This window comes from Parafrankia sp. EAN1pec, assembly GCF_000018005.1.
In the GTDB taxonomy this organism is placed as follows: domain Bacteria; phylum Actinomycetota; class Actinomycetes; order Frankiales; family Frankiaceae; genus Parafrankia; species Parafrankia soli.
The window spans coordinates 2,977,380-2,995,491 of the sequence record NC_009921.1 but is presented as its reverse complement, the minus strand read 5'-3'; the positions used below and the strand labels follow the sequence as shown (position 1 = coordinate 2,995,491).

The 18,112-nt window shown below is 72.9% G+C and carries 16 protein-coding genes and 2 riboswitches; of the genes, 5 read left to right on the top strand and 11 right to left on the bottom strand.

Annotated elements, in window-relative coordinates; all coding sequences use genetic code 11:
- Positions 1-72: 72 nt before the first annotated feature.
- The 6 genes from FRANEAN1_RS12345 to FRANEAN1_RS12320 are packed head-to-tail and all read right to left on the bottom strand — an operon-like array spanning position 73 to position 6,965.
- Positions 73-1,152 carry an LLM class flavin-dependent oxidoreductase gene (locus tag FRANEAN1_RS12345; protein WP_020460110.1) on the bottom strand — a complete coding sequence of 360 codons (1,080 nt, stop codon included), beginning with the start codon at positions 1,150-1,152 and terminating at the stop codon, positions 73-75.
- The gene (locus tag FRANEAN1_RS12340) at positions 1,149-2,369 is read right to left on the bottom strand and encodes an ABC transporter ATP-binding protein (RefSeq protein ID WP_020460109.1); all 1,221 of its coding nucleotides are present in this window, start codon (positions 2,367-2,369) and stop codon (positions 1,149-1,151) included. Before FRANEAN1_RS12340 ends, FRANEAN1_RS12345 begins: the two co-directional genes overlap by 4 nt.
- Positions 2,366-3,394 (bottom strand): ABC transporter ATP-binding protein, encoded by a 1,029-nt coding sequence (locus FRANEAN1_RS12335; protein ID WP_020460108.1) that lies wholly within the window; start codon positions 3,392-3,394, stop codon positions 2,366-2,368. The genes FRANEAN1_RS12340 and FRANEAN1_RS12335 overlap by 4 nt, the downstream gene beginning before the upstream one ends.
- On the bottom strand, positions 3,387-4,340 hold the full coding sequence (locus FRANEAN1_RS12330) for an ABC transporter permease (protein WP_020460107.1): 954 nt from the start codon (positions 4,338-4,340) through the stop codon (positions 3,387-3,389). The genes FRANEAN1_RS12335 and FRANEAN1_RS12330 overlap by 8 nt, the downstream gene beginning before the upstream one ends.
- Positions 4,337-5,377, bottom strand: a complete 1,041-nt coding sequence (locus tag FRANEAN1_RS12325; RefSeq protein ID WP_020460106.1) for an ABC transporter permease — start codon at positions 5,375-5,377, stop codon at positions 4,337-4,339. The genes FRANEAN1_RS12330 and FRANEAN1_RS12325 overlap by 4 nt, the downstream gene beginning before the upstream one ends.
- Before the next feature lie 28 nt (positions 5,378-5,405).
- A complete protein-coding gene (locus FRANEAN1_RS12320; RefSeq protein ID WP_020460105.1) occupies positions 5,406-6,965 on the bottom strand; it encodes an ABC transporter substrate-binding protein in 1,560 nt (519 codons plus the stop codon).
- 824 nt (positions 6,966-7,789) lie between these two features.
- Positions 7,790-7,878, top strand: a riboswitch (ZMP/ZTP riboswitch).
- A gap of 30 nt (positions 7,879-7,908) precedes the next feature.
- Here FRANEAN1_RS12320 and glyA point away from each other — a divergent pair.
- From glyA to mce, 3 genes are all read left to right on the top strand, one after another.
- Complete coding sequence (glyA, locus tag FRANEAN1_RS12315) at positions 7,909-9,171, top strand: serine hydroxymethyltransferase (protein WP_020460104.1); 1,263 nt, start codon at positions 7,909-7,911, stop codon at positions 9,169-9,171.
- A gap of 318 nt (positions 9,172-9,489) precedes the next feature.
- A riboswitch (cyclic di-AMP (ydaO/yuaA leader) is annotated at positions 9,490-9,703 on the top strand.
- Positions 9,704-10,053: 350 nt separating this feature from the next.
- The gene (locus FRANEAN1_RS12310) at positions 10,054-10,749 is read left to right on the top strand and encodes a peptidoglycan-binding protein (RefSeq protein WP_157472582.1); all 696 of its coding nucleotides are present in this window, start codon (positions 10,054-10,056) and stop codon (positions 10,747-10,749) included.
- 244 nt (positions 10,750-10,993) lie between these two features.
- Positions 10,994-11,419, top strand: a complete 426-nt coding sequence (gene mce / locus FRANEAN1_RS12305) for a methylmalonyl-CoA epimerase (RefSeq protein WP_020460102.1) — start codon at positions 10,994-10,996, stop codon at positions 11,417-11,419.
- Positions 11,420-11,519: 100 nt separating this feature from the next.
- On the opposite strand, the gene FRANEAN1_RS12300 is transcribed toward mce, so the two are convergent.
- From FRANEAN1_RS12300 to FRANEAN1_RS12285, 4 genes are all read right to left on the bottom strand, one after another.
- Positions 11,520-12,122, bottom strand: a complete 603-nt coding sequence (locus tag FRANEAN1_RS12300; RefSeq protein WP_020460101.1) for an LppP/LprE family lipoprotein — start codon at positions 12,120-12,122, stop codon at positions 11,520-11,522.
- Positions 12,123-12,252: 130 nt separating this feature from the next.
- Positions 12,253-12,906 (bottom strand): DUF5134 domain-containing protein, encoded by a 654-nt coding sequence (locus FRANEAN1_RS12295; RefSeq protein ID WP_041254066.1) that lies wholly within the window; start codon positions 12,904-12,906, stop codon positions 12,253-12,255.
- A complete protein-coding gene (locus FRANEAN1_RS40875; RefSeq protein ID WP_041254064.1) occupies positions 12,903-13,136 on the bottom strand; it encodes a hypothetical protein in 234 nt (77 codons plus the stop codon). Before FRANEAN1_RS40875 ends, FRANEAN1_RS12295 begins: the two co-directional genes overlap by 4 nt.
- 144 nt (positions 13,137-13,280) lie before the next feature.
- Positions 13,281-13,937, bottom strand: coding sequence for a response regulator transcription factor (locus FRANEAN1_RS12285; RefSeq protein ID WP_020460099.1), 657 nt, complete (start codon positions 13,935-13,937; stop codon positions 13,281-13,283).
- 112 nt (positions 13,938-14,049) lie between these two features.
- Here FRANEAN1_RS12285 and FRANEAN1_RS12280 point away from each other — a divergent pair, with 112 nt between their 5' ends.
- The gene (locus FRANEAN1_RS12280) at positions 14,050-15,969 is read left to right on the top strand and encodes a hypothetical protein (protein ID WP_020460098.1); all 1,920 of its coding nucleotides are present in this window, start codon (positions 14,050-14,052) and stop codon (positions 15,967-15,969) included.
- Positions 15,960-16,661: a response regulator transcription factor gene (locus tag FRANEAN1_RS12275; protein ID WP_020460097.1), complete on the top strand. Its 702-nt coding sequence runs from the start codon at positions 15,960-15,962 to the stop codon at positions 16,659-16,661. The genes FRANEAN1_RS12280 and FRANEAN1_RS12275 overlap by 10 nt, the downstream gene beginning before the upstream one ends.
- On the opposite strand, the gene FRANEAN1_RS12270 is transcribed toward FRANEAN1_RS12275, so the two are convergent.
- Positions 16,549-18,105 (bottom strand): aldehyde dehydrogenase family protein, encoded by a 1,557-nt coding sequence (locus FRANEAN1_RS12270; RefSeq protein ID WP_020460096.1) that lies wholly within the window; start codon positions 18,103-18,105, stop codon positions 16,549-16,551. The genes FRANEAN1_RS12275 and FRANEAN1_RS12270 overlap by 113 nt on opposite strands.
- Positions 18,106-18,112 lie beyond the last annotated feature (7 nt).

Here is an 18,112-nt window from a genome sequence, read left to right as displayed (position 1 = left end):
CCTGGGACAACCGGGAGGTCGGCACGGAGGTCGTCGGCCGCAGGCCGGTCACAACGCGGGCCGGGCCCGTCGTCAGGCGGAGGCGCCGACGGCCTCGCGGTCGGCGGTCTGCTCGCGGACAAGGCGGATCAGGGTGCCGTAGTCCCGGGCGTCCTCCAACGGCGCGAAGCCGCGGATGAGCAGCGTGGACACCCCGACGTTGACATAGTCGACGAGCGACTCGGCGACCTGCTCGTAGCTGCCGACCAGCGCGGTGGAGTTGCCGGCGGCGCCGGTGGCCTTGGCGACCGCCGTCCACAGCCGCTTGTCGTGCACGTCCGCCTGGTCTGCGTAGCGCAGCAGCCGCTGGCTGCCGACCTGGGCCGCCCCGTCGAAGTTGAACACCTTCTTCAGGTCGCCGACCCGCTGCCTGGTGAGCTCCAGGATGTCCGCGGCGCGCTGCCAGGCGGCCTGCTCGGTGTCCGCGGGGATGGGGCGCAGGCTGACGCTGAACCGGGGGCTGCGGCCGTACGGCTCGGCGGCGGCCCGCACCTCGCGGATCCGCTCGACGATTCCGGCGATTGGCTCTCCCCAGAAGGCGTACACGTCGGCGTGCTTGCCACCGACCCGGACGGCATCCGCGGACGCGCCGCCGAAGTAGATGGGGATGCGGCCGTCGGGGAGGACCGACGAGCGGGCACCGCGAACCGTGTAGAAGTCACCGTCGTAGTCGAACGGCTCGGCCGACTCCCACTCGCAACGCAGCACGTCCAGGAACTCGTCGGTGCGCCGGTAGCGGGTCACCTTGTCGGTGAGGTCCCCGTCGCGGGCCTGGTCGGCGTCGTCGCCGCCGGTGATGACGTGCAGCGCCACCCGGCCCGGGTGGAAGGCGTCCAGCGTCGCGAACTGGCGGGCCGCGATCGTCGGGGCGGTGAAGCCGGGCCGGTGCGCCAGCAGCACCTTCAACGTCGTCGTCCGGGACAGGATCTGGTCGGTGATGACGAAGCCGTCGGGCATGGCGGAGCTGTGCGCGACGAGCACCCGGTCGAACCCGGCGTCCTCGTGCGTGCGCACCAGGCGCTCCAGGTAGTCCGGGTCGACGGCGGGGCCGGACCACGCCTCCGACTCACTGCCGGCGAAGGTGCTGGCGATACCGATGAACTCGATGCTCACGCTGAGGACTCCTTCAGGATGGCGGTGGAGCCGGTGACCTGGTCCCGCCAGGTCTCGACGTGGTGGCACGCGGCGGCCCATTCGCCGGCCGGCCGGCCGGCGACGGCCCGCCGCGGCGGGGTCTCGGCGCAGGCGCCCGTGACGAAGCGGCACCGGTGGGCGAACACGCAGCCGCCCGCCGACCGCAGCGACGCCCCGTCGGCGTCGGAGTCGGCACCGGCGGCTGGCCGCAGCGACGCCGGGTCGAGCCGATCCTGCCGGCGGACGCTCGGCGCGGAGGCGATCAGCAGCGCGGTGTACGGGTGCTGCGGCCGGCTGAACACGTCCGCGATCGGGCCGTCCTCGACCACCCTGCCGCGGTAGAGCACGACCACCCGGTCGGCGATACCGGCGAGCGAGCTGAGATCGTGCGATATCAGGACAATCCCGACCTCGAGCTGCCGGCGGAGCCCGTCGAGCAGCCGCAGGATGTGGTTGCGGTTGGAGGCGTCCAGCGCGCTGACCGGCTCGTCGCACAGCAGCAGCCGGGGACGTCCGACGACGGCGCGGGCGATCGAGGCACGCTGCCGCTGGCCGCCGGAGATCTGCGCCGGGAGCCGGTCGGCGACTGCCGGGTCGAGGCCGACCTGGCGCAGCGCGTCGGTCACCTGCTCGGCCCGGGACGCCCTGGTCCCGGTACCGGTGATCACCAGTCCCTCCGCAATGCTCGCCCCGATGGTGAGGTCCGGGTCGAGGGCGCGCAGGGGGTCCTGGAAGACGAACTGGAGCGCGCCGCTGCGCCGGAAGTCCCGCCGGGCCCGGCCGCGTAGCCGGGAGATGTCCTGGCCGTCCAGGAGGACCCGGCCGGCGTCTGGGGAGCCCAGCCCGGCGATCGCCCGCGCCAGGGTCGTCTTGCCGGAGCCGGTCTCGCCGATCACGCCGACGATCTCCCCGGCGCGGACGCTCAGGTCCACATCGTCCAGCACGCGGACCCGGCGGCCGCCGCCCGGCCGGGGGAAGGACAGCCCGAGGCCCTCGACACGCAGCAGATCGGCCTGCGGGACCGCCACGGTGCCGGTGTCGGCAAGGCCGGTGGCAGCGCGGCCGGTGGCAGCGCGGCCGGTGCCGGCGACGCCGTCGTCAGAGCGGCCATCGTCAGCGCGGCCGGCGGTGGCACGGCCGGCGGTGGCACGGCCGGTGTCAGCCAGATCGGTGTCGGCGAGATCGGTGTTGGTCATGCGGTGGCTCCTGCTCCGGTAGCTCCTGCTCCGCTCAGCGCGATCTCGTCGGCACGGACGCACCGGACGGCCCGCCCGGGCGCCTGTTCGGTCAGCGGCACCGGGCCGGTGCGGCACTCCGGGGCGGCGAAGGCACACCGGTCCGCGAACCGGCAGCCGCGGATCTCGGCGCCGACCGGCGGCGGCTCGCCGTCGATGACGTCGAGGGTGCGCCGGTCCCAGTCGCCGACCGAGGCGACCCGCAGCAGCGCCTCGGTGTACGGGTGCCGCGGCGTGTCGAGCACCTCGGCGGTCGGGCCGGTCTCGACGAGCTCGCCGGCGTAGAACACCAGCACCCGGTCGCAGAGCTCGGCGATGACGGCGAGGTCGTGCGAGACGGCCAGGACGGCCAGCCCGCGCTCCCTGCGCAGCCTGGCCAGCAGTTCCAGCACCTCGGCCTGGATGGTGACGTCGAGGGCGGTCGTCGCCTCGTCCGCGACGAGGAGCTCCGGCTCGCCGGACACCGCGATGGCCAGCACGACCCGCTGCAGCATGCCGCCGGACAGTTCGTGCGGGTACTGGTGGTAGACCCGCTCGGGCTCGTGCAGGCCCATCGCGTCGAACAGCGCCACCGCGGCGGTGCGGGCTTCCCTGCGCGGCTTGCCGACCTTCACCCGCAGCTGCTCGGCGAGCTGGTGGCCCACCGTCTGCGACGGGTTGAGGTACGAGGCCGGGTCCTGGAACACCGCGGAGATCCGGTTACCGCGCAGCTGCTCCCAGGTCCGCCGCGGCAGCCCGACCAGCGAGGTTCCGGCGAAGTCGATCGTGCCGCCGGTCACCGCGCAGCCGGGCGCGAGCACCCCGAGCACCGACCGGCAGACCAGCGTCTTGCCGCTGCCGGACTCCCCGACGATCCCGACCGCCTCGCCGCGCCGCACCTCGAACGACACGCCGTGGACGGCCTCGGTCCGCCCGCCGCCGATGGCGACCCGAACGCCGTCGACCGTCAGCAGCGGGTCCCCCCGGCCGGTTCCCGGCTCAGGCATGGATCCTCTCCTCCTGCTCGGGGACGACCACGGCCGGCGCTCCCGGGACGGCCGGAGCCCCCGGGACAGCCGGCACGGCCTCCGGACGGGGCGCGCCGCGACCGATCGGATCCACCGCGATTCCCGTGGTGTCCCGGATCGCGTCGGCGATGGCGTTCAGCGAGCCGGCGGTCAGCATGATGGCGAGCGCCGGGATCGCCGGTGCCCACGGCTGCTGGGCCAGGAAGCCCAGGTCGCTGGAGAGCATCCCGCCCCAGGTCGGGGCCGGCGGCTTCACCCCGATACCGAGGAACGACAGCGAGGACACGGCCAGCAGCGCGGCCGCGGACAGCTGCGCGGTGGTGACCGCGACCGTCGGGAGCACCTTCGACCAGATGTGGGTCCGGATGATCCAGCCACGGGACGCGCCGAGCAGCTCGGCGACCTCGACGTACTGCGCCCGGGTGAAGCCGAGCGCCGCCGCCCGGGTGACCCGGAAGAACAGCGGTGCCAGCAGCACCCCGATGGCGAGCATCGCCTGGTCGCGGCCGTTACCGATGATCCCGGTCACGGCGATCGCGAAGATGATGTAGGGCAGGGTCATCACCGCGTCCACCAAGCGCTGCGCCACCCATTCGAAGACCCGGCCGAAGACGACCGAGCCCAGCCCCGACGGAACACCGAGCAGGAACGCCACCGCGACCGCTTCCACGGCGCCGACCACCGATCGGCCGGTGGCGTCCATCAGCCGGCTGAGCACATCCCGCCCGAGGTAGTCGGTGCCGAGCCAGTGCGCGCCGCTCGGGCCGGCCAGCAGGTTGGAGGTGTCCTGGGCGAGCGGGTCGGACGGCGCCAGCGTCCCGCCGACGAACCCGAGTACGGCGACCACACCGAGGATCACCAGGGCGATCTTCGTGGACCGCAGCCGCACGGCCCGCCGCAACGGGCCCGCTGCCTTCCGCGTCATTGTTCCTGCCTCTTCGCGTGCGGTGTCAGGCGCAGCAGCGCGGCGTTCACCAGGAGGTTGCAGACCACGACGAGCCCGATCATGGTGACCAGCACGCCCTGGATCACCGGGATGTCGCCCTTGCTCGCCGCGTCCAGCCCGAGCTTCCCCAGGCCCGGGAGGTTGAAGACGGCCTCGGCGACGACCATGGCCCCGATGAGCTGCGGGATGAAGTAGCCCAGCAGGGTGAGCGCCGGGCCGGCGGCGTTACGCAGGGCGTGCCCGAAGACGACCCGTCGCCTCGTCAGCCCGCGGACGTCCGCCCCGGTGATGTAGTTCGCCCGCAGCTCCCCGACGAGGGAGGTGCGCAGCTGGCGGGCGAGGCCCGCGGCAGCCTCCACCGAGAGCGCGAACGACGGCAGGATGGCGAACCGCAGCCACTGGCCCGGATCCTCGGTGAACGGCACGTAGCCACCGGAGGGAAGGATCGGGACTGTCACCGAGAACAGCACGATCAGCCCGATTCCGATGACGAACGGCGGCACGGTGGCCACGGCCGAGCACAGCATGGTGACCGCCCGGTCGAACCAGCCGCCGGACGAGAGCGCCGCCCCGATGCCGAGCCCGCCGCCGATCAGGACGGCGAGCAGCACCGAGAGGATCGCGATCGACAGGTTCACCGGCAGGGCCTGGGTGATGCTGTCGGTGACCGGGAGCGTGGTGAAGTAGGACCGTCCGAGGTCGCCGGTGAGGGCGTGGCCGAGCCAGCTGAAGTACTGGACGAGCAGCGGTCGGTCGAGCCCGAAGTAGTGGTTCATCCGGTCGATGTCCGCCGGTGTCGCGGTCTCGCCGAGCACCTGCGCCGCCGGGTTGGTGTCGGTGAGGGCCCCCATCGCGTAGGTGATGAAGGTGGAGAGCAGCACTACCGGGATGCCGACCGACAGCGCACTGCGCAGCGGCCGCACGAACGCCCTGCCCCAACCGGCCCGCCGGCCGGCCGGGGCGTCAGCCGCCGCGCCGGCCGGCTCGACCGCCGGGCTGATCTCGAGTGTCGTCATCTGGAGCCCTCACCGTCGGTGGCTGGCATTACCCGACCCGGACGCCCTCGAAGCGCTGTACCGCCAGGTAGCTGCCCAGCTCCGAGACGTTCTTCTTGCGGGCGAGAACGCGCGGCGTGGTGAAGAGGAAGATGTTCGGCATCTTCTCGACCGCGATCTTCGTGGCGGCCCGGAGCACCGTCGGATACGACGGATCGTCCAACGGCGTCTCCCGCACCTTCTGCAGCGCCGCGGTCAGTTCGGGGGGCGTCTGCCGGCCGGGGTTCATCAGGCCCTGCTCGCCGAACAGCACCTGGAAGGCCTGCACGGCCGAGTCACGACCTGCGAAGCCGTCCGTGGCCAGCGCCCTCGAGTGCTGGATGTACATGATCTGGGTGGCCTGCGCCGCCGGGATCGTCTCGATGGTGATCTTCACGCCGACCTTGGCGAGCTGCGCCTGCACCTGCTCGGCAAGAGCGGAGCTGGCGCCCGTGGTGGTCAGCGGCACCTCCACTCCGTCCGGGAACCCGGCCTCGGCGAGCAGCTTCTTCGCCTTCTCCGGGTCGTACGGAAACGCGTTCTCCAGGCTCGGTTCGTGGCCGATGTACCCCGGCGGGAACGGCTGGTAGTTGACCACGCCCAGCCCGAAGGTCTGGGTGTCGGCGAGCGCCTTGCGGTCGAGGGCGTGCTTGAACGCCTCGACGACCTTCGGGTTGTCGAACGGCTTCATCGTGATGTTCACGTCGAGCACCGTCGTCACCAGCGAGGGGATGATCTGCACCTCAAGGCCCGCGGCCTTCGCCGCCTCGACCTGGCTGCCCGGGATCTGGGCGACGTCGAGCCGCCCGGACTGCAGCGCCGGGACCGCCGTCGCCGCCTCGGGCGCCGGGTACAGCTCGAAGGCGTCGAGGTGGATGTTCGCCTTGTCCCAGTACTCGGGGAACCGGACGAGCTTCGCCGACTGGTTCGGCACGTACTCCGTGAGCCGGAACGGCCCGGCCCCTACCGGCTTGGTGGCCAGCCCCTTCGCGTCCTTCTCGAAGGCCGTCGGACTGACGATCATGCCGGTCTTGCCGGCGAGCAGGCTCGGGATCTGGTAGTCCGTGGCGGCCAGTCCGATGGTGACGGTGCGGGCGTCGTCGTCCGCGGCCAACGTCTTCACGTTGGCCAGCTGCGCGGCGACGAGCGACCCGGCGAAGTCCCGGCCCCGCGCGAGGCTCTTGCTGACCGCGGTGGCGTTCAGCGGCGTGCCGTCGCTGAACGTCAGGCCGGCCCGCAGAGTGAAGGCGACCTGGGTGCCGTCCGCGTTGTACTTCCACGACTCGGCCAGCGCCGGTACCGGGTTGCCCTTCTCGTCGAGCTTGGTGAGGGCGGCGTAGGCCAATGAAAGCGCGTGCACGTCCCAGCCCGCGGACGAGGTCACCGGGTCCCAGGAGGTGACCGCGGACCAGCCCCACCGCAACGTCCCGCCCTCCTTGCCGGCGGACGAGACCGAACCGCTGTCGTCGCCGCAGGCGGCGAGCAGCAGGGAGGAGCCAGCGAGCACGCCGAGACCGAGGAAGCCACGGCGGCCCATTAGCGTCGAATCGGCTCGGAGTTGTGCGTTCACGGGGGCCGGTTGTCCTTTCGCATAAACGTGGGTACGCGGAATAGAAGGCGTGGCCCGTAGCGGCACGCGGGCAGACCGCGATCAGCGGTCACCGACGTTCCGAACTCGGGGCTCCGCCCGGGATATGTCTTCGGTAGACATGGAGACGAGAGTGGGCGTGGGAAAACTAGGGGGAGAAACGCAGCCGGCGGCTCTGGACCACGGAAAGACGGCGGGGGCAGGCGCGATCACATGGTGCGGTCAGGCTGCGGGCGGTGTCCCCGACTGGGACCCTTCCGCCGCAAACGGTCGGTACGGACGCGGCAAGTCAGCGACAGAGAGCGCTGGATGTCCGCCGGTAGTCCACGTAGCGACACGCCACGGGGAGAAATCTCGACCGCATGGGTGAACAATGCCCGACTGGCCACGACTGCGTCAACAGCCGACCAGGTACGACGGCCCCCACAAGGCGGCCCACACCCAATCTGTCGGATATGTCCGAATCTAAGATTTTTCTTCGACATAGCAGGCCTTTCGGGGATTACCCGCCCAGCGGCAGGTCGATCCCGGTTACTCCGACCGCCAACCCGGATGCCATCCGTAACCGGTTCGGCCGACCGGTCGTGATGCACATCACTGTTGCCGGGTCGTTGCGGTTGACGAAGGGACTACCGACCCAGCCCGTCGGTCTTGAAATCGGCCAGCGAGCGACGGCGTGATGAAGGCGGCCGGCAGCCGTAGCCGGCGGCGGGGGCATCTCGACCCGCTGGACGCTCCTCTTGACCGGCGCGTCCCGGAGCTGATCACCCGTCCGCGGGGAACGGGACCGAGCCACTACGATGACGGCGAAGGGTCGTGACTGGCGCGCTCGGGTGGAAGCAACCACCGGGAAGCGACGAAGCTGCTGGCGGCGCCGTGCGCCTGGGTGCCTCCGACGTAGACGTCTGTCCGCGTGGAGGTCCACATGCATGAGCCCGCGATGACCAACCTGTCCGCCGCCGATCCGGAGATCGGCGGCCTCGTCGAGGCCGAGGCCCGGCGCCAGTACGAGAAGATCCGCCTGATCGCGTCCGAGAACTACGTCTCCACCGCGGTGCTGGAGGCGTCCGGCTCGGTGCTGACGAACAAGTACTCCGAGGGCTACCCCGGCAAGCGCTACTACGAGGGCCAGCAGGTCATCGACCCGGTCGAGACGCTGGCGATCAACCGGGCGAAGTCGCTGTTCGGCGTCGAGCACGCGAACGTCCAGCCGTATTCCGGCTCCCCCGCCAACCTCGCGGTCTACCTGGCCTTCCTGCAGCCAGGCGACCCGGTGATGGGAATGGGCCTGCCTTCCGGCGGCCACCTGACCCACGGCTGGACGGTGTCGGCGACCGGCCGCTGGTTCCGCGGGGTCCGGTACGGGGTCCGCCAGGACACCGGGCGGGTCGACCTGGACGAGGTCCGCGACCTCGCCCTCGAGAACCGACCGAAGGTGATCTTCTGTGGTGGGACGGCGATCCCCCGCACCATCGACTTTCCCGGGTTCGCGGCGATCGCCCGCGAGATCGACGCCGTGCTCGTCGCGGACATCTCCCACATCGCCGGGCTGATCGCCGGCGGTGCCCACCCATCGCCGGTCGGGCACGCTCCGGTCATCACGACGACCACGCACAAGACGCTGCGCGGCCCGCGCGGCGCCATGATCATGTCAGACGACACACACGCGGCGGCGCTGGACAAGGCTGTTTTCCCGGGCCTTCAGGGCGGGCCGCACAACCACACCACCGCCGCCGTCGCGGTCGCCCTGCGGGAGGCCGCGACACCAGATTTCCGGGAGTACGCGCACCGGGTCGTCGCGAATGCGAAGGCGCTTGCCGAGGCGCTTTCCGGGCGCGGTTTCGATCTCATCACCGGCGGCACCGACAACCATCTCATTCTCATTGACCTGACGAGTCGCGGAGTCGCCGGGAAGCCGGCCGCGAAGGCACTCGACCGGGCCGGGATCGAATTGAACTACAACACGGTCCCGTTCGATCCGCGCAAGCCGTTCGACCCGTCCGGGGTGCGCCTGGGAACCGCCGCGATCACGACCCGCGGGCTGCGTCCGGAGCAGATGCCCACTCTCGCCGCCTGGATCGACGAGGCCGTCAAGGCCGCCGGCGACGCGGACGAGGCGACCATCGAGCGGATCGCGGGCGAGGTCAGGGACCTGATGTCGGCCTACCCGATGCCCGGCTGGGTCTGACCGACCCAGCGGGGAACCTCCAGCCGGCCGGCCCAACGGCACCGCCGACTCCCCCTCACCCTCGGCCCGGGCGCGCACGAAGGCGCCCGGGCCGAGGCATGCCCGGCCCAGCTCCCCCGCAGCCCCGGTCGCCGTCCGCGCCGGGTGTGGCGACGTCCGGGCGGATGCCCGAGCCGCAGCGTCGCCGGTTACCACCCGGAGTGTCTCGATCTCGATTCCGTGTACGCATCGTGACCAGGATGCGCCGTCGGTACAGAAAAATTAGTACTTGCGATTACCCTTAGTAGTTCGTTACGGTGTCCTGGCTCGCAGCAAGCGACGGGCCGTACGCCGAGTTCTGCCCTAGGCCCGTCGTCCCCTCCTAGCGATCAGCAGGGCAGAAGCGGGGGAACCACGTTCCTCCGGACGGCCACCCGCGCACGGGCGGCCGTCCTCGGGGTGAAGTCGACCGCGCCGCAGATGCGGTAAAGGCCGACCGGGCTTCCCGGCCCGAACCCGACAGCTAACCTCGCAGGCGTACGGGAAGGATCGTCGTGTACGCACGCATGTCTGGATCACCCAGGCGGGCCTTTCACCCGTCCCTCGGGCAGCCGCCGCGGCCGCACAGTGCCCGCATCCCGGGGTTGACGCAGGAAATCTAGACCCACCAGGTCCGGAATACTTTTACGCCGACAGAACGCCGGCGCACTGAGCCATGCTTCCCTCGCCGGGCGAATCGTTGCCGTAACTTTTTGATCCGTGTACGGATCAATTTCCCATCCGGACATTCAGAAGCTCTGTTCTTCATAGCAGAAACGAGATTCTTAGATGTCGCATGGAAAGCACCGCAGGTCCAGCCGTCCGAACACCTCCGGACGGGGACCCGGGCGAGGCCGCGCCGCCGTGGTCACCGCGGCGAGCGTCATCGGCGCGTCGGCGGGACTGATGTTCACCGCGGGCCCGGCGAGCGCGGCCACCGTCTCCGACGTCACTATCGCGCAGGCAGCGCAGAACGCGGGCCTGCCGTCCTGCCGCGGGATTCCGCTGAGCACCTGGGTCGCGGTGGCGCTGGCTGAGTCGGGCGGCAACACAACGGCCCACGCGACGGTCGGTGAGGACTCCCGCGGCCTCTGGCAGATCAACATGCGCGCGCACTCGAGCTGGGTCGGTAGCCGCAACCTCTACGACCCGAACGTCAACGCCTGGGCCGCGCGGCAGGTGTGCGCCAGCCAGGGCATCGGTGCCTGGAGCGCCTACAAGAACGGCATGCACGTGAAGTACCTGGCCCGCGGCGCCGCGGCGGCGGCCGCGGTGGGCGGCGGCACCGGCACCCGGACGATCTCGGCCGTCACGCCGGCCGCGCCGGCCGCGCCGGCACCGGCGCCCGCCAGCTCGGGCTATATGCGGCTCGGGGTCGAGGGCGTCCGCTGGGACGTGGCGCTGGTGCAGAAGCGGCTCGCCGACATCGGCTACCCGATCACCGTCGACGGCCGGTTCGGTCCGCAGACCAACCACATGGTCGTCGACTTCCAGAAGAAGAACGGCCTCGTCCCGGACGGCGTCGTGGGCCCGCTCACCCACGACAGGCTGTTCGCCTGATCCAGGGGCGGCGCGCGGCCGTCGAGCCGTCCACGTCGCGGCCCGGGCACCCCGGTGCCGGGCGGCGACGGGGCGGCGACCGGGCGGCGCGGCCAAGCCCGTGGCCGGCCGGGGGTGGCGCGCCCGACACGGCCGACCTGCCGCTTCAGTGGACCGCCGGGCCGGATCCGGGCAGGCTCGGAGTTTGGGCCCGCCAGGCAGGACGCGACCAGGGCCGCCCGTCCACGAGGCAGGAGCGATTTTTGTGCTGACCAGGATCGACCATGTCGGAATCGCCGTGGCCTCGCTGGAGGAGGCCATCCCTCGTTACGAGGCGGCGTTCGGCCTGAAGGTCGCGCATCAGGAGACGAACGAGGCGCAGGGCGTGCGCGAGGCGATGCTGCTGGTGCACCACGGCGACACGGGCGGCTCCTACGTCCAGCTACTCGAGCCGGTGCGCCCGGACACCCCGGTCGGGAAGTTCCTGGCGAAGAAGGGCCCCGGCATCCACCACATCGCCTACGGCGTGGCGGACATCGACGCGGCGCTGGCGGCGCTCACCGTCACCGGGTTCGACCTGGTCAATAAGACGCCGGTGCACGGGACATCCGGAAGCCGGATCGCGTTCATGCACCCGAAGGGCCTCGGCGGGGTGCTCACCGAGCTGGTCGAGGCGGCCGAGGGCCACTGACCTCCGGCGTGACCGCCGCGGCCGGGCCCCGGGGCTGACCCGGGCCCGGCCGCGGCGGCGGTCCCACCGGCCGGCGGTCCCACCGGCACTGCGTCGCTGGTCAGCGGCGGCTCTCGGCGGCGGTCCACTTGCTGGTCGGGATCGGGTCGAGCGGCACGACCGACGTGCCGTCCCAGCGGAACCGCACGCTCGCCGCGCCCGCGCTCGGGCAGCACATCGGGTCTGCCGGGCGGTACAGGTCGTACTGCAGCGCCACCACCTCGCTGGTCGACCACACCCACCGCACGCCCGCGCTCGCGACGGCGTCCGTCCCGACGAACCGGCCGCGGTGGAAGAAGAAGGCCTGCTGCGGATGGCCGTCCACCGAGGTGGACAGCCGCCCGACGATCACGCTGAGATCGTGGGTGGGCTCGTAGCCGTCCGTGGTGATCGGTGTGTAACCACGGCCGCGGACAAGGCCCGACGCCTCCGCCAGGCTCAACGAACCGGCCACGACGGCCGAGCTGCCCGGGCCTGACGGGCTGGCCACGGCATCCGGGCTGGCCCCAGCACCCGAGCCGGCCCCAGCACCCGGGCTGCGCGCGGCGCCCGGTGTGGCGGCCGGGGGTGACTGCACCGCGGTCGGCGCGGCGGACACCGCAGACGCCGCCCCGCTCAAGATGACCGCGGCGGCCAGTACGGAGATGAACACGACTCGACGCATGGCGACCGCCCCCTTGGGCCTCGTATCTGCCGACCGGCCGACCGTAGGCGCACTTCGGGCTCGCCGCCCGCTCAGGGAGTGGAATGCGCGGTTTCGGAGCAGGTCACCCGGGGGGTACGGGAGCGGGCGATCAGGTACGGGCGAGGAGCATCAGGATCATTCCACCCGACATGATCAGTCGGGATCCGCGCGGGACGACCGGTTCCGGAAAGATTTGGATCAGCCGGGCGGCCAGCTCACGGACGGGCGGGCGCGCCGGCGGCGCGGCGAACCGGCGCGCCGCCGGGCCGGCCAGCGCCGCCAGGCACGCCCCGCCGAAGATGACGACACACCAGGCGCCGATCGCCCCGTCAGTGCGCAGCGGCCAGCCGGCGACGCAGGCCGCCCCGGACATGCACGCCATCGCCGCCGCCTCCACGACGAGCAGCGCACAGCAGGACCACATGCCCGGCGCACTGCACCGGGGATGGGCGACGAGCCCGACGAGCAGCGCCGCCGTCAACGCCAGGTACAGCGCGAGGAACGGCCAGGAGCCGACGAGCCGGGCGGGGCCGGTGAACATGACCGCCATCCCGGCCGCGACCAGCACATGCCCGCCCTCGATCCAGCCGTCCGCGGCGGACGCGTGCGTACGCGGCCCGTCCGCCGCCACCGGGCGGCGGAACAGGGCGCGCATCCGCCACAAGTGGATCATTGCGACGATGATTGAGGCCACGCCGGCGGCTACGGCCAGCGGACCGGCCAGCGGAACCAGGTCCGCGGCCACCGGGTGGCGGTGGGTCACCCCCCAGCGGCGAGCTCGGCGGCCACCAGCGAGCTGATGCGACCCGCCCGGGCCTCGTCGACGATGACTTCCAGCTGTTCGATGCTCATCTGGATCCGCTGGCCGAAGTCGTCGGTGAGGACGACCCGGCGGTCGGCCGCGGCGTGGTGGTCGATGTAGAGCTCCGGGCAGCCGCAGCTGCACTTCCCACAGAACGTGATGACGCGATTCAGGGCGTCCGACCCGCTCATGGCACCTCGCACGACGACGATAAGATCATCTGAGTGTAAGCGGTCGGGCCCGCAGAGCCGACCGAATCCGCCCACCGTGGCGCCGGCGGGTGGCCGGCGGCAGGCGTGGCCGGCGGGCTGAGGGCTCGGTCGTGGCCGGCGGGCTCAGCCGTGGCGGGCGGCGTCCGCCCAGGCCAGGACGGCGAGCACCCGGCGGTTCTCGGTTGGCTCCGGCCGCAGCCCCAGCTTGGTGAAGATGCTCGCGATGTGGGATTCGACCGTCTTCGGGCTCAGGTGCACCCGCTGGGCGATCCCGCTGTTCGACAGGCCCTGGGCCATCAGCTCGAGGATGCGGCGCTCGCGCTCCGACAGCCCGCTCAGGCGCTGCGACTGCGGGTAGCCGGCGAGCAGCCGCGCGGCGATGTGCGAGTCGATGACCGGCTGCCCCTCGCGGAGCCGCTCGAGGGCGTCCTTCAACGCCTGCCGGTTGGTGATGTTGTCCTTGCGCATGTACCCGATGCCGGCGGCGCCACCGGCGAACAGGTCCGCGGCGAACGGGTCGTCGTCGTGCGCGGTGACCACCAGGACGCCCATCCCCGGGTGCGCCTGCCGCAGCGCGCGGGCCGTCAGCAGCCCCTCGTTGGTCCTGGTCGGGGGCATCCGCATGTCCACGATCGCGACGTCGGGCGGGGCGTCCCGCACGACGGCGAGCAGCTCCGTCCCGGTCGGCACGGAGGCGGTGACCTCCACCCCGATGGTCGCGAGCAGAACGCTGAGCGCCTCCCGGATGAGTCCGCTGTCCTCGGCGATCGCAACACGCACACCGGATTTTCTCACGTCCCCCGGACGGCCCGGTCACGCACCGGGATAACCCGGGCCCGTTCCGGGGGACATCCGGTAGGAAACCCCGCGTTCGCTCGGGTACACCTGACGGATGCCGGTCGGCTCCGGGCGTTCCGCGACGGCGCGGCTCGCCGCCTCGACGGCGGCCACGACGCTGCTCGTGGCCGCGGCGACCGTTGCCGCCGGGTGGCCGTACTGGGAGCGCCACCGGCTGGCCACCGTCCCGAACGTGGGCGTGGCGGTGGTGCTGGTCGTCGCCGGCATGCTGCTGCGCGGCGCCCCGTCGTCACGCCGGTGTGGGGCGCTGCTGGCCCTCGGCGGCCTGTGCTGCCCGCTGACCTGGCTGATGAGCTGGGACGTCGGCCCGCTGCCGCTGATCGCCGTCCTAGGCCAGTCCGCCTGCTGGCTGGCCTACGCCTGGGGGCTGCTGCTCTACCCGGGGAACACCCTGCGCGGCCGGGCCGACCGGTGGTGGGTCACGTCCGCGGCGGTGATCCTGCTGGGCGGGCAGGTGCTGACGGTCGTCATCTCCCGGCCGTCCTGGAACGGCTTCACCGACGGTGTGCTGTGGCCCGCGCCGTTGCTCGTCGGCCGGGCCCGTTTCGAGGCGGCGTTGGACGTCCTGCTCGTCATCTACGTCCTGGTGCCCGTGACGTTCGTGCTGCTGGCGGTCGCCCGGATCCGGGCGGCGCGGGGCCTGGAGCGGGTCGTCGCCGGTCCGGTGCTGCTCTCGGCGGGCTTCGTGGCGCTCGTCGCCGCGGTGACCTACCCGGGCCTGATGGCCGAACCCGAGCTGGGCCGCATCGAGGACGCGGTCGCTCTGCAGGGGGCCGCGTCGATCGTCGCCCCCGTCGTGCTGCTCGCCGTCGGCGCCCGCCGCCGGCTGCTGCTGGCGACGACCGCCGACCGGTTCGGCCGGGAGATCGGGTCGCCGACACCGGCGTCGGTGCGGGCGGCGCTGCGGGCCCTGCTGCGCGACGCCACCCTCGAGGTCTACTACCGCCAGCCGGGCACATGCCGCCAGACGGACACGGAGGTGTTGGTGGATCTGCACGGCCAGGTGGTGGGCCTCCCCCCGGAGGACCACCGGGGGGAACGGTCGGACCGGCCGGGCCCGGAACAGCGTTGGTACGTCCCGGTGCGGTCCGCGGCCGGCGCGCCGGTCGCGGTGCTGAGCATCGATCCCGCCCTGCGCCGCCACCGGCGGCAGGTGACGGCGGCGCTGGCCGCGGCGGCCGCGGCGCTGGAGCAGGCGCGGGCGCAGAGCGGCCTGCGCGCGCAGCTCGTCCGCCTGGGTGAGGAACGCCGGCGGGCCGCGCGCACGCAGGCCCACGAGTGGGCGCTGGTCGGGCGGGAGCTGGACGACGGCGTCCGCCGGCGCCTGGCCGAGCTCGCCGCGGCGGCGGGGGACGTCGCCCGGACGGTGTCGGAACCGGCCACCGCGCGGGCCCTGGCGGAGATCGGCGAGGGGCTGCGCGCGGCGCACGGCGAGCTCGCCGGCATCGCCCGGGAGGCCCATCCCGCCGTCCTGGAGCGGGACGGCCTGCTCCCGGCGTTGGAGAGTCTCGCCGCGGGGCTGGGGCTGGGCGGCCCGAGCCTGCTGCGGGTGCCCGCCGGCCGCTTCGACGCGACGGCCGAGCGGGCGATGTACGCGGCGCTCGCCGCCGCGCTGCGCGCCATCGCGGCCGCCGCCGCGGCTCCACCGCCGGACACGGCCGCGGGGATGCCGGAGCCGGCCACGGCGGGGCCGGTGGTGTCAGAGCTGGCGGTGGGGCCGGTGGCGGAACCGGCCGCGGTGGGGCCGACGGCGGGCAGGAGAGCGTGGGGGGCCGCCCGGGTCGAGGTGCGCGCCGAGGGCGCGATGCTCGTCGGCGAGGTCACCTGCGCGGTGCCGGTGGCCGGCGGGGTGCGCGCCGCCGCCGACCACGCCCGGGCGCTGGGCGGTTGGGTCGCCGTACGCGGTGTCGCCGGCGGCGCCACCACGACCCGGGTGACGGTCCCGTGCGGGTAGCGATCGCCGACGACAGCCCGCACTTTCGCGAGGGCCTGCGGGCGCTGCTGACCAGCCTCGGCGTGGACGTCGTCGCCGTGGTGGAACGCGGCGACGACCTGGTCTCGGTGGTGATGGCCGCGTCCGCCACCGCCCCGGTGGACGTCGCCCTGGTCGACATGCGGATGCCGCCCACCGGCACCGACGAGGGGCTGCGCACCGCGCGGCGGATCAAGGCGTTCCGCCCGGACGCGGCGGTGCTGGTGTTCTCCGCCGACGACGAGGCCCCCTACGCCGCCGAGCTGCTCGGCGGGGCGCTGCCGGGGACCGGCTACGCACTCAAGTCCAACATCACCCAGCGCTACGTCCTGCGCTCGACGCTGAGCCGGCTGGTGCGGGGCGAGATCGTCGTCGACGGCGACGTCGCCCGCCGGCTGGTGACCCGGCCGGAACGCGCGCCGGATCTGCTCCGGCTGGACGAGCGGGAGCGCGCGGCACTGGTACTCGCGCTGCGCGGGCAGCCGGTCGAGGCGGGTGTGCTGGCGGGTCTGCGGGCGAAGCTGGGGCTGCCGGCCGTCCCCGGCGTCACCCGCCAGCTGCTCACCTGGCTGCTCGCGCCGACCGACGGCCCTGGCCCTGGCCCGACGGATCGCGCCGGCCCGCGTCTGGGCGTCCCGCCCCGTGACCCCCCACAGCGTGACGGAGCCGGATGAGCCACCGCAGCACCGCGGACGTCCCCGGGACAGGGTTGAACCTGGCCGCGTTGACCCAGGGCAGGCCCACCCGGCGGGTGGCCACCGAGCGCGGCCGGGCGAACTCCCGCAGGCCGGCGGCGCCGTGGACCCGGCCGAACCCGCTGTCGCCGCTCCCGCCGAACGGCAGCGCCGGGATCGCCGCGAACGACAGCACCGCGTTGACCGAGACCATCCCGGCATCGAGACGCGCGGCGATCTCCTCGCCGCGGGCCCGGGAGAACACGGTCGCGCCGAGGCCGTAGGCGGTGCCGTTCGCCAGGGCGACGGCCTCGTCGACGTCGGCGACGGTGCGCACGGTCATCATCGGCCCGAAGGTCTCCTCGCGCACGGCCGCGCTGTCCTCGGGGACGTCCACGAGCACGATCGGGTCGATGTACGGCGCGCGCACCGACTCCGGGCCGCCGAGCAGCGCCGTCCCGCCGCGGGCGAGCGCGTCGTCGAGGTGGCGGCGGACGACCTCGCTCTGGCGGGGCAGTGTCATCGGGCCGTAGTCGGCGCCGGCGTCCGACCCGGGCCGGATGTCGGCGAGGACGCGGCGCAGCTGGGCGAGGAAGGCGTCCCGGACACCGGCGACGACGTAGACGCGCTCCACCCCGGCGCAGGTCTGGCCGGCGTTCGACGTCGCCCCCCAGGCCACCGCGCGTGCCGCGGCGACCAGGTCGGCGTCCTCCGCGACGATCGCAGCGTCCTTGCCGCCGCACTCGACGACGACGGGGGTCAGCGTCTCGGCGCAGGTGGCCATGACCCGCCGCGCCGTCGACGCCGAGCCGGTGAAGGCGATCTTGTCGACGCCGGCCGTGCACAGCGCCGCCCCGGTCTCGGCGAGCCCGGTCACCGCGGTGAACACGCCGGGGGGCAGGTCCGGGTTCGCGGCGGCGAACGCCTCGGCGAGGTACACGCCGACGGTGGGCGTGAGCTCGCTGGGCTTGAAGACGACGGTGTTGCCCGCGGCCAGCGCGTAGGCGATGGACCCCATCGGTGTCAGGACCGGGTAGTTCCACGGGCCGATCACGCCGACCACGCCGTAGGGCAGGTGGTCGATGCGGGCCTTGTGGTTGGCCAGCACGAGCCCGGTGCGGACCCGGCGGGCGCGCAGGACCCGGTGCGCGTTGCGCGCCGCCCAGCGCAGCTGCTCGCAGGCCAGGAGGAGCTCGAGCCGGCCGTCGATCTCCGGTTTCCCGTTCTCCAGGTGTATGAGCTCGATCAGGTCGCGGTCGTGGGCGGCGAGCCAGGCGTCCCAGCGCAGCAGGGCGGCACGGCGGCCCGCGAAGCCCGCGGCCCGCCACTGCCCCGCGGCGGCCCTGGCCGACCGCACGCTCGCCGCCACGTCGTCGGCGGACATCGCCAAATAGGTCCCGATGACCTCGTCCGTCGCCGGATTGCGTGTCTCGAACTTCGCCATCGCGACC